The sequence below is a fragment of the Streptomyces sp. NBC_01294 genome, from assembly GCF_035917235.1.
GTDB lineage: Bacteria > Actinomycetota > Actinomycetes > Streptomycetales > Streptomycetaceae > Streptomyces > Streptomyces caledonius.
The window spans coordinates 3,255,255-3,269,839 of sequence record NZ_CP108423.1; the positions used below are offsets into that span (position 1 = coordinate 3,255,255).

The window sequence follows — 14,585 nt, forward strand, 5'->3', positions numbered from 1 at the left end:
CCGGCGAATGAGCCGGGGCGGGTTCGACGCACGGCCGGACGGGCCTCAGCCCAGCTTCGCGACCTGCGCGTCGACGACGGGCTTGCCCTGGTCGACGGTGCGGGCGTCGCTCGCCGTCGAAAAGGCGGCCACCGTGTCGCCCTTGCGGACGAACACCAGGGTCGGCAACGCTTCGCCGCCGGTGTCGGTCTCGAAGGTGAGCGCGAGAGCCTCGTCACCGGCCGCCGCATACGCACCGGAGCTGACCTTGGTGATCTGAAGGGTGTCGCCGTAATGGCCGGCGAGGTAGCCGCCGGCGCACGTCCGGCTCGCCGTCTTCACGGCGCTGAAGGTCTCCTCGGCGCCCTTGCCCGCGTACGAGGCGAGGGTGACGGCCGTGGCGGAGGAGCGCGTGGGTGCGAGGACCGAGGTACGCGCTGCCCCGGTGGGCGTACCCAGCGGAACGGAGGTCTGCAGCTGGGCGAGCACCTTGCACTCGGGCTTGTCGCTGGTGCTGGTGTCGCGGCCGCCCGGCCCGTCGAGGCTGAAGTCCGAGAAGGTGTGGTCCGGCAGGTCTCCCTGCGTCAGCAGGAGCCCGGCCACCGCCGCGCCCGTCTTCCCCTTGCCCGTCGGCGCCGCCGATGCTGCCGACGCCGGAGCCGACGCGGACGGCTCGGCGTCGCCCTTCGCGTCCGCCTTCTCGGCGGCGCCGCACGCGGTGACGAGCAGCGCCAGCGACACGGCCGAGGTCGTCAGGACGGTACGGCGGACGAACGTGGTGCGCACGATGATGGTCCCCCCAGGGGAATGCCTACCGACAAGGGCGGCGCTGACAGAGGTGCGAACGGGGCGCCGGGCGGACCGTCAGCCGAGCTTCTTGGACTGGGCGGCGACCAGCGTCACCGGAGACTCCGCCGTCCCCAGCAGGCTGAGGGAACTGAAGGTGGCCACCGTGGAACCGGTGCGCAGGACCGTGAGGAGGATGGTGGCCTTGTCGCCGTCCTCGAGGTCCGCCGTGAGCACGAGGCTGGCGGAGTCGTCGCCGGAGGTGACGGGTGCGCCGGTGCCGCGCTGGACGCTCGCGTACTTGGTGGTCTCCCCCTCGGAGGTGCTGGTGAAGCCGCCCCCGCACGCCTGGCCCGCCGTCTTGACGGAGGCCAGCAGCTCCTCCGCGCCCTTGCCGTCGTAGGAGGTGAGGCCGACCATCGTCACGGTGGTGCCGATGGCGTTCTTGATCGCCTCGGCCTTCTCCTCCGGCGAGGCGTTCGGGCCCGCTTCCTTGGGCTTGGCGCCCAGGGCGGTCCGCGCGACGCCGGACGGCGTGCCGATCTTCTGCAGGTACTGGCTCTGGACCAGGACCTTGCACTCGGGCTTGTCGGTGGAGACCGTGGTCTTGTCGACCTCGCCCAGCTTGGCGGCGGCCTCGGCCTGCACGAGGTACCCGGGTGCTTCCGCCTGGGTGACCAGCAGGGCGGTCAGCTCCGCGTCCGTCTTCCCCTTGGCGGCCGGGGCCGTCGAAGGCGCCGGGGCGCCGGCCGACGCCTTGTCGTCCTTCTTGGTGTCGGGCTTGTCGCCGCCGCAGGCGGTGGCCAGCAGGGCCAGGGACACCGCGGACGCGGTCAGGACGGTACGACGGACGAGAGCGGTGCGCACGAAAGATCCCCCCAGGGAACACGACGAGTTCAGGGCAGCACGAAACGTTCGTCCGAGCTGCGGTGATCCACAATCTACGGGCCGGCCGATCGGATGATCGGCATTCCCCCCGCGCGACACCGATCGTGACCAGGGCGAGACTCCCCCTGCTCCGAATCGATACCGGCCCCGCCACAACCGGGCCCCGCAGCGCCCTCGGCCCCCGCGCACGTGACCGACCACACCACCCACAAGCGCCCCGGAGCCCCGACAATGGCGGTGTGATCACTTCGCCGCCACGAAGCAACACGCCGGACGACGCAACGGTGCGCGCGGGCCGGGAGGGGCATCCCACGCGCCCCGCCCACCGCAGGGGACCCGAGGCCTCGCCGTACGTCGACCTCACCCGCGCCGAGTGGAGCGCCCTGCGCGAGCGCACCCCGCTGCCGCTGACCGCCGTCGAGGTGGAGCGGCTGCGCGGCCTCGGTGACGTCATCGACCTCGACGAGGTCCGCGACGTCTACCTGCCGCTCTCCCGCCTCCTCAACCTCTACGTGGGCGCCACCAGCAACCTCCGCGGCACCCTCAACACCTTCCTCGGCGACGCGGGCAACGGCCACGGCGCCCAGCAGGGCACCCCCTTCGTCATAGGGGTCGCCGGTTCGGTCGCCGTCGGCAAGTCCACGGTGGCGCGCCTGCTGCAGGCGCTGCTCGCCCGCTGGCCCGAGCACCCGCGCGTGGAGCTGGTCACCACCGACGGGTTCCTGTACCCGATGAAGGAGCTCCAGCGGCGAGGCCTCACCTCCCGCAAGGGGTTCCCGGAGTCCTACGACCGCCGCGCGCTCACCCGCTTCGTCGCCGACATCAAGGCCGGCAAGGACGAGGTGCGGGCGCCGGTCTACTCGCACCTGATCTACGACATCGTGCCGGGCGACGAGCTCGTCGTACGCCGCCCGGACATCCTCATCGTCGAGGGCCTCAACGTGCTCCAGCCGGCGCTCCCCGGCACGGACGGCCGCACCCGCGTCGCCCTCGCCGACTACTTCGACTTCAGCGTGTACGTGGACGCGCGCCCCGAGGACATCGAGCGCTGGTACCTCAACCGCTTCCGGAAGCTGCGCGAGACCGCCTTCCAGAACCCCTTCTCCTACTTCCGCAAGTACACCCAGGTCTCCGAGGCGGAGGCCATGGAGTACGCGCAGACGATGTGGCGGACGATCAACAAGCCGAACCTGCTGGAGAACGTGGCGCCCACCCGCGGCCGGGCCACCCTCGTCGTCCGCAAGGGACCGGACCACAAGGTGCAGAAGCTGAGCCTCCGCAAGCTCTAGGGGCCGCCTGGCTAGGGTGCGGAAATGCTGCATCTGCGGATGATCACCCCGCACCACCTGACCGAGCAGGTGGTGGCTCTGGTCGACCAGACGGTCGGAACCACCCATCTGGTCGTCCTGACCGGCGCCGCCCGCGACCCCGAGGGCGATCTCGTCCTGTGCGACGTCGCCCGCGAGTCGGCCGACGAACTGCTGCAGGAGATGCGCGCCCTCGGCATCCACGAGACCGGGTCGATCGCCGTCGAGAACATCGACCTGTCGATCTCCCGGCGCGCCGACGACGCGGAGGAGGAGGCGCCCGGCGAGGCCGCCGACGCGGTGATCTGGGAGCAGCTCGCCGAGTCGACGCACGAGGAGTCCACCCTCACGATCACCTACAGCGTCTTCATGATCGTGGCGACGATGATCGCGGCCTGCGGTGTGGTCCTGGACAACGCGGTCCTGATCGTGGGCGCCATGGCGGTCGGCCCGGAGTTCGGCCCGCTCGCCGGCGTCTGCACGGGCCTGGTGCAGCGCGCGCCCCGGCTCGCCGTGCGCTCCCTCTTCGCGCTGCTGGTCGGCTTCGCGGCGGCGATCGTGGCGACGACGGTCTTCAGCCTGGTGATGGACGCGCTCGGCCTGTTCCAGGAGCGGATGCTCGACAACGCCCGGCCGAACACCAGCTTCATCTGGCAGCCCGACCCGTTCTCCTTCGTCGTGGCGCTGCTCGCCGGCGTGGCCGGCATGCTGTCGCTGACGTCGGCGAAGGCCGGTGCGCTGGTCGGCGTGGCCATCTCGGTGACCACCGTGCCGGCGGGGGCCAATGCCGCGGTGGCGCTCAGCTACGGGGACTTCGCGCAGATGTGGGGCTCGGCCCTGCAGCTGCTGCTCAACCTGGGCGGCATCATCCTCGCGGGCACGCTCACCCTCATCGCCTGGAAACTGCTGTGGCGCACCCAGCAGAGCCGGATGATCCGGATGCCGGGTGCGCCACACGGGCCGGGCGGGCCGGGCGGGCCGCTCTAGGTGTAATGCCCCGGGAGGTTGTGGACGGGTGATGCAGGTCTCGGCTGGGGGATCTTGAACGGGTGAGGGCCTTCCGGGTTTGGTGTGGATTGCGACGTCTACACCGACCGGAAGGCCCTCATGCCCCACCGTAATGCACCCCTGACCGAGACCGGACGGCTGCGGCTTGCCCGCTGCGTGGTCGAGGACGGCTGGACCCACCGCCGGGCAGCCGAACGCTTCCAGGTCTCCCCGACGACCGCCCAGCGGTGGGCCGACCGCTACCGAACGCTCGGCGACGCGGGCATGCACGACCGGTCTTCCCGCCCGCACAACAGCCCGCGCCGGACCCCGACCCGCACCGAACGCCGGATCATCAAGGTCCGCGTCCTGCGCAGGTGGGGACCCGCCCGCATCGCCCACCTGCTCGGCCTGGTGCCCTCAACCGTGCACCGGGTGCTGACCCGGTTCGGCCTGGCCCGCCTGTCCCATCTGGACCGGGCCACCGGCCGCGTCATACGACGCTACGAACGACCCAAGCCCGGCGAACTCGTCCACGTCGACATCAAGAAGCTCGGCAACATCCCTGACGGCGGCGGCCACAGGGCTCTCGGCCGACAGGCAGGCCGCAAGACCAGGTCCGGCACGGGCTACAGCTACATCCACACCGCCGTCGACGACCACTCCCGCCTCGCCTACAGCGAGATCCTGGCCGACGAGAAGAAGGAGACCGCCGCCGGCTTCTGGACCCGGGCCCAGGCGTTCTTCACCGGCTGCGGGATCACCGTCGAACGCGTCCTGACCGACAACGGCGCCTGCTACAAGTCCCACGCCTGGCGCGACACCCTGGCGGCGGCCGGGATCACCCACAAGCGAACCCGGCCCTACCGGCCCCAGACCAACGGCAAAGTCGAACGCCTCAACCGCACCCTGCTGGAGGAATGGGCCTATGCCCGCCCCTACCGGTCAGAGCAGGAACGACGCGACGCTTTCCCCGGCTGGCTGCACACCTACAATCACCACCGCGGACACACCGCGCTCGCAGGCAAACCACCCGCCAGCCGCGTCCCCAACCTCACAGGGCAATACATCTAGGGCGTGGGACGTGGGCTAGCCCAGCGCCGCCTTCACGACGTCCGCGAGCCGGCCGGCGACCGCGCGGGCCTGCTCGATGTCGGCGGCCTCGACCATTACCCGTACGAGCGGCTCCGTGCCGGACGGACGGAGCAGTACGCGCCCGGTGGTGCCCAGCTCGCGCTCGGCGTCGGCCACCGCCGCGGCCAGCTCGGCGGAGGTGGTGACGCGGGACTTGTCCACGTCGGGAACGTTGATCAGCACCTGCGGCAGCCGCTGCATGACGCCCGCCAGCTCGGCGAGGGACCGGCCGGTGGCCGCGACCCGCGCCGCCAGCAGCAGGCCGGTCAGCGTGCCGTCGCCGGTCGTCGCGTGGTCGAGGATGATCACGTGGCCGGACTGCTCGCCGCCGAGCGCGTAGCCGTGCTCCTTCATCGACTCCAGCACGTACCGGTCGCCGACTCCGGTCTGCACGACCTGGATGCCCTCGCCCTCCATGGCCAGCTTGAAGCCCAGGTTGGACATCACGGTGCCGACCACGGTGTTCTCGCGCAGCTGGCCGGCCTCGCGCATGGCCAGCGCCAGCACCGCGAGGATCTGGTCGCCGTCGACCTCCGCGCCGGTGCCGTCCACGGCCAGGCAGCGGTCCGCGTCGCCGTCGTGCGCGATGCCGAAGTCGGCGCCGTGCTCGACGACGGCCGCCTTGAGCAGGCCGAGGTGGGTGGAGCCGCAGCCGTCGTTGATGTTGAGGCCGTCCGGCTCGGCGCCGATCGTGATGATCTCCGCGCCGGCCCGGGCGAAGGCCTCGGGCGAGACGAAGGCGGCCGCGCCGTGCGCCTCGTCCAGGACGACCTTCAGGCCGTCGAGGCGGTTGGGGAGGACCCCGATGAGGTGGCCGACGTACTTCTCGAAGCCCTCGGTGTAGTCGGAGACGCGGCCGACGCCGGAGCCGGTGGGCCGGTCCCAGGGGGCGCCGGTGCGGTGCTCCTCGTAGACGGACTCGATGCGGTCCTCCAGCTCGTCGGCGAGCTTGTGGCCACCGCGCGCGAAGAACTTGATGCCGTTGTCGGGCATGGCGTTGTGGCTGGCGGAGAGCATCACGCCGAGGTCGGCGCCCAGCGCACCGGTGAGATACGCCACCGCCGGGGTGGGCAGCACACCGACGCGCAGGACGTCCACGCCCGCGCTCGCGAGGCCGGCCACGACCGCGGCCTCGAGGAATTCACCGGAGGCACGGGGATCCCGGCCGACCACGGCGGTCGCCCGGTGACCGGCGAAGGTGCCGGCCTCGGCCAGTACGTGGGCAGCCGCCACGGAGAGGCCGAGCGCGAGCTCCGCCGTCAGATCCGCGTTGGCAACGCCGCGTACACCGTCCGTCCCGAAGAGTCGTCCCACTGTTGTCCTCCCGAGTTTGCGCTTCGCGTATGACCGCTTGTGACAGGTATTTGCCGCTTGTGGCGGTAAACGAACCGCCCCGGCAGCACAGAGAGTGCTGCCGGGGCGGTTTCGTTGCAGAACAGCAGGCGCAGATTAACGCTTGCTGTACTGCGGAGCCTTACGGGCCTTCTTGAGACCGGCCTTCTTGCGCTCGACCGCACGGTCGTCGCGGGAGAGGAAGCCGGCCTTCTTCAGCGCCGGGCGGTTGTTGTCGACGTCCGCCTCGTTCAGCGCACGGGCCACGCCGAGGCGCAGGGCGCCGGCCTGACCGGAGACGCCGCCACCCGAGATGCGGGCGATGACGTCGTAGCGGTTGTCGAGCTCAAGGAGCTTGAACGGCTCGTTGACTTCCTGCTGGTGCACCTTGTTGGGGAAGTAGTCCTCAAGGGTGCGACCGTTGATCTTCCACTTGCCGGTGCCCGGAACGATCCGGACGCGGGCGATGGCGTTCTTGCGACGGCCCAGGCCGGCGGCCGGCTGGGGGTCGCCGAAGCGACCGGCAAGGGACTCGGAGGTGTAGTCGCCCTCGACGACGACCTCAGACTCGCTGGTGTACTCCTCGACGTTGCCCTCGAACTCGTCGACGGGGGTCGTCTCGGCGGTGGTCTCGGCCACGATGCTCCTCAGAATTTTCTACGTCTTAGGGGGTGGCCGGAACTACTGCGCGACCTGGGTGATCTCGAACGGCACCGGCTGCTGCGCAGCGTGCGGGTGCTGGTCGCCCGAGTAGACCTTCAGCTTCGACAGCATCTGACGGCCCAGGGTGTTCTTGGGGAGCATGCCCTTGATGGCCTTCTCGACGGCCTTCTCCGGGTTGTTCGCCAGGAGGTCGTCGTAGCGCACCGAGCGGAGACCACCCGGGTAGCCGGAGTGGCGGTACGCCATCTTCTGGGTCGCCTTGTTGCCGGACAGGTGAACCTTGTCGGCGTTGACGATGATGACGAAGTCGCCCATGTCCATGTGGGGGGCGTAAGTCGGCTTGTGCTTACCCCGCAGGAGGGCAGCGGCCTGGGTCGCCAGACGGCCGAGGACAACGTCCTGGGCGTCGATGACGAGCCACTGGCGCGAGATGTCGCCGGGCTTGGGGCTGAACGTACGCACGCGTATGCCTTCGCTTCTTCAGTGGTGGTATCCCAAGGGCGCAAGCCCCACGGGAAGGTCCTGACAGGGTCACCACGGACGATCACGACAGCCCTCATTCACAACGGGGACGCAACCCGTGTGAACTGCTGGTCATCGGTCCGGTGGACCGGCGCAAGGCCCTTTCACGTGAGAATGAGAAAGCCAATACGCATAACAAACCAGCAGGATACCCAAGCAGACCCGGACGGGTCAAAACGCGGTCCGCGATGCCGTTTCTGCTGGCGTCGCGGCGCACTCCGGTTCGGTCCTGGGTGGGGACCCCGTAGTTGTTACGGGCTCCAGAGTAACCCGCCCGGAGCGCAGTGCACGACGCGCCAGCAGAAACGCGAGTCCGCACAGGGTGGCGCAGTCCTTGAAGGCGCGCCGCTTGGCCTCCAGTTCCCTGGGCCACGGGACGCCCGCCAGCTGCGGCCCCAGGGCCGCCCAGAACCAGGGCGAGCGGGGCATCGAGCCCGGTCGCACGGCCGACGCGAGCAGCAGCGGAAGCACCACCAGCAGATAGTGGTCGAAGGACGGCCGGGAGACCAGGAATGCGGCGAGCATCACCATGCAGGCCGTCTCCACCAGCCGCAGCTCGCCCCCGTCGGCATCGTCCGGCCGCCGCCACCGCACCCAGGCCGCCCACAGACCGGCCCCGGCCCCCGCGAACGCGACCAGCACCGCCAGCGGCTCCGGCACCCCCAGCCGCGGCAGCACCGCGATCGGCGAGGCGTCCCACGGCAGGGCGTATGCGTCCTGCCCCTGGAGCAGGAACGGCAGCGTCTTGGTGAAGAACAGCGTCGGGCTCGGCATCGCCAGCGCACCGGCCAGCGAGAGCCCCAGCGGCACCAGCACGGCCGCGGCCAGCCCCCGCCAGCGCCGGGCGATCAGGAAGAGCAGCCCGATCGGCACCAGCATCGGCTTGCACGCGATCGCCAGCCCGACCACCAGCCCGGCCGACCCCCACGACCGCCGGTGCGCGAGCAGCAGCGCCACCGGCAGCGCGGCCGCCGAGATGGCGGTCCAGTTGCCGATCAGCACGAGGTTCACGTACGGCTTGTAGGCGAGGGCGAACACCGCGAAACCGCCGACCGCGAAGCGCGAGCGCAGCGGCACCGCGAACATCCGCAGAGCCGCCAGCCAGCCGACGCCCAGCAGCCCCGACATCCCGAAGGGCAGCACCCACCGCAGGACCTCCCGCGGCAGCATCGCCTCCGGAACCGCCATGAGCACGGCGCTCGGGAGGTACAGGAAGCGCTTGTCCTCGTACGGGGACCCGCCCGCCAGCAGCGTCTCCGCGGCCTTGACGACGAAGGCGTTGTCCGAGCCCCAGTTCGCCCGCAGGCTCGTGGAGACGGCGATCCCGAGGAGCACCGCGAGGGAGACGACCTGCCAGGACCGGGACGCCGGCCGCAGCAGCCAGTCGACGAGCCGGTTGCCGGAGGCCGGGCCCCCGGCGCGCCGGCCCCCGGCGGCCGCGCTCCCGGCGGCCGCGCTCCCGGCGGCCCCGCTCCCGGTGTGCTCGTCCCCGGTGATCTGGTTCTCCCACTTCATCAGCCAGATGCTAGGCCGCAGCCCCACGACGCCTGCCCCTCACTCGACCGAGGGGGTGACGGTCTCCCCCTACCTAGCGCTTGCGTTCGACTCTACGTTCGTCCCAGACGGGTTCCTGAGTCTCCCGCACAACACCGTCTGAACCGAAGACCAGGTAACGGTCAAATGTGCGCGCGAACCAGCGGTCGTGCGTGACGCACAGCACAGTGCCGTCGTACGCCTCCAGGCCGTCCTGGAGCGCCTCCGCGGACTCCAGGTCCAGGTTGTCCGTCGGCTCGTCCAGCAGCAGCGCCGTGGTCCCCGCCAGCTCCAGCAGCAGGATCTGGAAGCGTGCCTGCTGGCCACCGGAGAGCTTCTCGAAGGGCTGGTCGCCCTGACGCTCCAGCTCGTACCGGCGCAGAGCGCCCATCGCCTGCCCCAGCGGCTTGGCCGCCTCCGTCCACAGGATGTCGACGAGGGTCCGCCCGAACAGCTCCGGGTGCGCGTGGGTCTGCGCGAAATGGCCGGGAACCACCCGCGCGCCCAGCTTCCACGTACCCGTGTGCTTGACGTCCTCGCCCGCCATCAGGCGCAGGAAGTGCGACTTGCCCGATCCGTTCGAGCCGAGGACCGCGACCCGCTCCCCGTAGAAGACCTCCAGGGAGAAGGGCTTCATCAGGCCGGTCAGCTCCAGGTTCTCCACGGTCAGGGCGCGCACGCCGGTCCGCCCGCCCTTGAGCCGCATCCTGATGTCCTGCTCGCGCGGCGGCTCCGGCGGCGGGCCGGCCTCCTCGAACTTCTGGAAGCGGGTCTGCATCGCCCGGTACCGCGAGGCCATGTCGGGGCTGCTCGCGGCCTGGTTGCGCAGCCGCAGCACCAGCGCCTTCAGCCGCGCGTGCTCCTCGTCCCAGCGCCGCTTGAGCTCCTCGAAGCGCGCGAAGCGCTCCTTGCGGGCGTCGTGGTAGGTGGCGAAGCCCGCGCCGTGCACCCAGACGTCGGAGCCCGTCGGGCTCGCCTCCAGGCTGATGATCTTCTCGGCGGCCTGGGTCAGCAGCTCCCGGTCGTGGGAGACGAAGAGCACCGTCTTGCGTGTGGCCTTCAGCTGTTCCTCCAGCCAGCGCTTGCCGGGGACGTCCAGATAGTTGTCCGGCTCGTCGAGCAGCAGCACCTCGTCGGGCCCGCGCAGCAGCGCCTCAAGCACGAGCCGCTTCTGCTCACCGCCGGACAGCGTGCGCACCTCGCGGAACTGCGCGGTGTCGTACGGGATAGCCAGCGCGGCCATGGTGCAGACGTCCCACAGCGTCTCCGCCTCGTACCCCTGGACGTCCGCCCAGTCGCTCAGCGCCTGGGCGTAGGCCATCTGGGCGGCCTCGTCGTCCACCGTCAGGATCAGCTGCTCGGCGCGGTCCACGGCCTTCGCGGCCTCCCGGATGCGCGGCTGGGCCACCGAGACCAGCAGGTCCCGTACGGTCGTCTCGTCCCGCACCGAGCCCACGAACTGCGACATCACGCCGAGGCCGCCGGAGACGGTGATACCGCCGCCGTGCGGCTGGAGCTCGCCGGAGATCATCTTCAGCAGGGTGGTCTTGCCGGCCCCGTTCGCCCCGACGAGCGCGGCGACCGACCCCTCCCCCACGCGGAAGGAGACGTCAGGGAGCAGTACCCGCCCGTCGGGCAGGTAGTACTCCAGGTGGCTGGCTTCGAGATGTCCCATGCCGGGCATTGTCCCGGTCCGGCGCCGATCCGCCCAAACGGATTAGCCGGACGCCCGCGGGGGCGGTCAGCAGCAGCCGGCGCCCGGCAGGGTCCGCACGTTGCGCGCTTCCTTGCTGCGGGCGGCCAGCAGCTCGTCCGCGGGGTAGCCGACCTCCTCCAGGGTCAGCCCGTGCGGCTTGACCACGTGCACCGAGGAGTCCCGTACGCCGGCGGCCAGCACCTTGCCCGGCCAGTCGGTCGGCCGGTGGCCGTCGCCGACGTGCAGCAGGGCTCCCACCAGCGAGCGGACCATGTTGTGGCAGAACGCGTCGGCGCGGACGGTCGCGGTGACGATCCCGTCCTCGGCGCGCTGCCAGCTGAGCTGCTGGAGCGTGCGGATGGTCGTCGCGCCCTCGCGCTTCTTGCAGTACGCGGCGAAGTCGTGCTCGCCGAGCAGCGGGGCGGCGGCCTCGTTCATGGCGTCCACGTCGAGCGGCCACTGGTGCCACAGCACGTGGCCGCGGCGCAGCGGGTCGACGCCGCCCTGGTGGTCGCCCACGCGGTACGCGTAGCGCCGCCAGATGGCCGAGAAGCGCGCGTTGAAGCCCTCGGGGGCCTCGGCGACCTTCCACACCCGCACGTCGTGCGGCAGCCGTCCCGCCAGGCGGCGCAGGAGCTTGTCGTGGTGCTCGGCCCACACCTCCTCGGTAAGGTCGAACTGCGCGACCTGCCCGCGGGCGTGCACGCCCGCGTCGGTGCGCCCGGCCACGGTCAGCTCGACCGGCTCGGACAGCCGCATCACGGTCTGCAGGGCCGACTCCAGCTCGCCCTGCACGGTCCGCAGCACGCGCTGCTTCGCCCAGCCGGAGAAGTCCTTGCCGTCGTAGCTCAGGTCCAGCCGCACCCGGACGTGCCCGGGCTCCACCTCGTCACTCACGTGACCGATCCTCTCAGAGTCACCGAAATGCAGAACGGGCCCGCCCCGGGAAGGGGCGGGCCCGTTCAGAGCCGATCAAGCAAGCGTGATCCCGGGGGATCAGGCCTCCTTGGTCTCCTCGGCGGGGGTCTCGGTGGCCTCGGCCTTGGCCTCCGCCTCCTTCACCGCGCGCTTGGTGGCGGCCTCGGCCTCACCAGTGGCCTGCTGGGCGACCGTAAGGGCCTCGACCAGCTCGATCACGGCCATCGGGGCGTTGTCGCCACGACGGTTGCCGATCTTGGTGATGCGCGTGTAACCACCGGGGCGGTTCTCGTAGCGCGGGGCGATCTCGGTGAACAGCGTGTGCACGATGCTCTTGTCCGTGATCGTCTGCAGCACCAGGCGACGGTTGTGGATGTCGCCCTTCTTGGCCTTGGTGACCAGACGCTCGGCGTAGGGACGCAGGCGACGGGCCTTGGCCTCGGTGGTGGTGATGCGGCCGTGCTCGAAGAGCGCCTTCGCGAGGTTCGCGAGGAGGTGCTTCTCGTGCGCGGCGCTGCCGCCCAGACGGGCACCCTTTGCGGGACGCGGCATGGTGATACTCCTTCATATCTGCACCGGCCGTGTCAGGTACCGGTGTCAGTTCCCCCGAGGCGGATGCCGCGGGAAAGTTCAGGCAAACCCGGCCGGCGACCTGGGCCGAAGGCCCGGACCGCCGGCGGCGGGGTGGATCAGTACTGCTCGGTCTCGACGAAACCGGCGTCCGCGTCGTCGTCGGCGCCGAAGGCGTCGGCGGCGGCGGTCGGGTCGAATCCGGGCGGGCTGTCCTTGAGGGCCAGGCCCATGCCGGCCAGCTTCGCCTTGACCTCGTCGATCGACTTCGCACCGAAGTTGCGGATGTCGAGCAGGTCGGCCTCGGAGCGGGCGACGAGCTCACCCACGGAGTGGATGCCCTCGCGCTTGAGGCAGTTGTACGACCGAACGGTGAGCTCGAGCTCCTCGATCGGCAGCGCCAGGTCGGCGGCCAGGGCGGCGTCCGTCGGGGACGGGCCCATGTCGATGCCCTCGGCGTCGATGTTGAGCTCGCGCGCCAGACCGAACAGCTCGACCAGGGTCTTGCCGGCGGACGCCATGGCGTCGCGCGGGCGCATGGCCTGCTTGGTCTCGACGTCGACGATCAGCTTGTCGAAGTCGGTGCGCTGCTCGACACGGGTCGCCTCGACCTTGTAGGTGACCTTGAGGACCGGGCTGTAGATGGAGTCGATCGGGATGCGACCGATCTCCTGGCCCAGCTGCTTGTTCTGGACGGCGGAGACGTAGCCGCGACCGCGCTCGACGGTCAGCTCCATCTCCAGCTTGCCCTTGCCGTTGAGCGTGGCGAGGACCAGGTCCGGGTTGTGCACCTCGACACCGGCCGGGGGCGCGATGTCGGCAGCGGTGACCAGGCCGGGACCCTGCTTGCGCAGGTACATCACGACCGGCTCGTCGTGCTCCGAGGAGACGACCAGCTGCTTGATGTTGAGGATGATGTCGGTGACGTCTTCCTTGACGCCCGGCACGGTGGTGAACTCGTGCAGGACGCCGTCCACGCGGATGCTGGTGACAGCGGCACCCGGGATCGAGGACAGGAGCGTACGGCGCAGGGAGTTACCGAGGGTGTAGCCGAAGCCCGGCTCCAGCGGCTCGATCACGAACCGCGAGCGGTACTCGTCGACGACCTCTTCGGTCAGCGAAGGACGCTGAGCGATAAGCATGTCTGTGTTCCTTCATTCGTGGACGCCCACTATTTGACGCCCGACGGGGTGCAGCCGGAGCTGCGGACTACAAGGGTACGGGCGGTACGTCCCCCGCGAGGGGTTCGTACCGCCCGGACACTCAAGAACGCACAGGTGCGTCCGTCGCGTCAGACGCGGCGGCGCTTCGGCGGGCGGCAGCCGTTGTGCGGGGTGGGGGTGACGTCCTGGATCGAGCCGACCTCGAGGCCAGTGGCCTGCAGGGAGCGGATCGCGGTCTCGCGGCCGGAGCCCGGACCCTTGACGAAGACGTCAACCTTGCGCATGCCGTGCTCCTGCGCGCGGCGGGCGGCCGACTCGGCGGCCATCTGCGCGGCGAAGGGGGTGGACTTGCGCGAGCCCTTGAAGCCGACGTGGCCGGCGGAGGCCCAGGAGATCACGTTGCCCGCGGGGTCCGTGATCGAGACGATGGTGTTGTTGAACGTGCTCTTGATGTGGGCGTGCCCGTGAGCGACGTTCTTCTTTTCCTTGCGGCGCACCTTCTTGGCAGCGCCCTGACGACCCTTGGGGGGCATCTATTTCTCCTACGGGAGGTGGTCGGTCCTACAGCGCAAGACCGCTGAACAGGACTACTTCTTGCCCGGCTTCTTCTTACCGGCGATCGCGCGACGCGGACCCTTGCGGGTACGGGCGTTCGTGCTGGTGCGCTGACCGTGCACGGGCAGGCCACGACGGTGGCGGATGCCCTGGTAGCACTGGATCTCGACCTTGCGGCGGATGTCGGCCTGGATCTCGCGGCGGAGGTCACCCTCGGTGCGGAGGTTGGCGTCCACGTACTCGCGGATCTTGACCAGGTCCTCTTCGGCCAGGTCACGAACGCGGGTGTTCGGGTTCACGCCCGTGGCCGCAAGGATCTCCTTGGACCGGGTGCGCCCGACACCGAAGACGTAGGTGAGTGCGATCTCCACGCGCTTTTCGCGCGGGATGTCGACACCGGAAACGCGTGCCATTCAATGGCTCCTGTGTGTTCGGGGGTCTTCAGCAGAACCGTCCCCGACCGCCGACCACACCTGATGGGTGGTGGTACGTCCGGGTCCCCGGCCCCCGCCGGAGGTACCGCCGGCCCCTCTCAGGGCTGGGCGGGTTCTG

15 protein-coding genes are annotated in these 14,585 nt (G+C 70.3%); 3 read left to right on the forward strand and 12 right to left on the reverse strand.

What is annotated here, in order from left to right:
• Positions 1-45: 45 nt before the first annotated feature.
• On the reverse strand, positions 46-765 hold the full coding sequence (locus OG534_RS14445) for a hypothetical protein (protein ID WP_326588496.1): 720 nt from the start codon (positions 763-765) through the stop codon (positions 46-48).
• A gap of 78 nt (positions 766-843) precedes the next feature.
• Entirely contained in the window at positions 844-1,632 is a 789-nt protein-coding gene (locus OG534_RS14450; RefSeq protein ID WP_326588497.1) for a hypothetical protein, read from the reverse strand.
• A gap of 305 nt (positions 1,633-1,937) precedes the next feature.
• On the opposite strand from OG534_RS14450, the gene coaA reads away from it, so the two are divergent.
• From coaA to OG534_RS14465, 3 genes are all read left to right on the forward strand, one after another.
• Positions 1,938-2,942, forward strand: coding sequence for a type I pantothenate kinase (gene coaA / locus OG534_RS14455; RefSeq protein WP_326593610.1), 1,005 nt, complete (start codon positions 1,938-1,940; stop codon positions 2,940-2,942).
• Positions 2,943-2,966: 24 nt separating this feature from the next.
• Positions 2,967-3,947: a DUF389 domain-containing protein gene (locus OG534_RS14460; protein WP_326588498.1), complete on the forward strand. Its 981-nt coding sequence runs from the start codon at positions 2,967-2,969 to the stop codon at positions 3,945-3,947.
• Positions 3,948-4,067: 120 nt separating this feature from the next.
• Positions 4,068-5,021, forward strand: coding sequence for an IS481 family transposase (locus tag OG534_RS14465; protein ID WP_326588499.1), 954 nt, complete (start codon positions 4,068-4,070; stop codon positions 5,019-5,021).
• A gap of 15 nt (positions 5,022-5,036) precedes the next feature.
• Here OG534_RS14465 and glmM read toward each other — a convergent pair whose 3' ends face one another.
• The 10 genes from glmM to rpsM form a co-directional block, all read right to left on the reverse strand.
• A complete protein-coding gene (glmM, locus tag OG534_RS14470; RefSeq protein ID WP_326588500.1) occupies positions 5,037-6,395 on the reverse strand; it encodes a phosphoglucosamine mutase in 1,359 nt (452 codons plus the stop codon).
• Between the two features lie 135 nt (positions 6,396-6,530).
• Positions 6,531-7,052, reverse strand: coding sequence for a 30S ribosomal protein S9 (rpsI, locus tag OG534_RS14475; RefSeq protein WP_326588501.1), 522 nt, complete (start codon positions 7,050-7,052; stop codon positions 6,531-6,533).
• A gap of 42 nt (positions 7,053-7,094) precedes the next feature.
• Positions 7,095-7,538 carry a 50S ribosomal protein L13 gene (gene rplM, locus OG534_RS14480; RefSeq protein WP_073912858.1) on the reverse strand — a complete coding sequence of 148 codons (444 nt, stop codon included), beginning with the start codon at positions 7,536-7,538 and terminating at the stop codon, positions 7,095-7,097.
• Positions 7,539-7,769: 231 nt separating this feature from the next.
• Positions 7,770-9,113 carry a glycosyltransferase family 87 protein gene (locus OG534_RS14485; protein ID WP_326588502.1) on the reverse strand — a complete coding sequence of 448 codons (1,344 nt, stop codon included), beginning with the start codon at positions 9,111-9,113 and terminating at the stop codon, positions 7,770-7,772.
• A gap of 73 nt (positions 9,114-9,186) precedes the next feature.
• Positions 9,187-10,815 carry an ABC-F family ATP-binding cassette domain-containing protein gene (locus OG534_RS14490; RefSeq protein WP_030725917.1) on the reverse strand — a complete coding sequence of 543 codons (1,629 nt, stop codon included), beginning with the start codon at positions 10,813-10,815 and terminating at the stop codon, positions 9,187-9,189.
• A 57-nt stretch (positions 10,816-10,872) separates the two neighbouring features.
• Positions 10,873-11,724, reverse strand: coding sequence for a tRNA pseudouridine(38-40) synthase TruA (gene truA / locus OG534_RS14495; protein WP_326588503.1), 852 nt, complete (start codon positions 11,722-11,724; stop codon positions 10,873-10,875).
• Between the two features lie 99 nt (positions 11,725-11,823).
• Positions 11,824-12,297 (reverse strand): 50S ribosomal protein L17, encoded by a 474-nt coding sequence (rplQ, locus tag OG534_RS14500; protein WP_319733898.1) that lies wholly within the window; start codon positions 12,295-12,297, stop codon positions 11,824-11,826.
• A gap of 137 nt (positions 12,298-12,434) precedes the next feature.
• Entirely contained in the window at positions 12,435-13,457 is a 1,023-nt protein-coding gene (locus tag OG534_RS14505; protein ID WP_008739666.1) for a DNA-directed RNA polymerase subunit alpha, read from the reverse strand.
• Between the two features lie 149 nt (positions 13,458-13,606).
• Positions 13,607-14,011 carry a 30S ribosomal protein S11 gene (gene rpsK / locus OG534_RS14510; RefSeq protein ID WP_006376016.1) on the reverse strand — a complete coding sequence of 135 codons (405 nt, stop codon included), beginning with the start codon at positions 14,009-14,011 and terminating at the stop codon, positions 13,607-13,609.
• A 54-nt stretch (positions 14,012-14,065) separates the two neighbouring features.
• Positions 14,066-14,446 (reverse strand): 30S ribosomal protein S13, encoded by a 381-nt coding sequence (rpsM, locus tag OG534_RS14515; RefSeq protein ID WP_150518306.1) that lies wholly within the window; start codon positions 14,444-14,446, stop codon positions 14,066-14,068.
• Between the last annotated feature and the right edge of the window lie 139 nt (positions 14,447-14,585).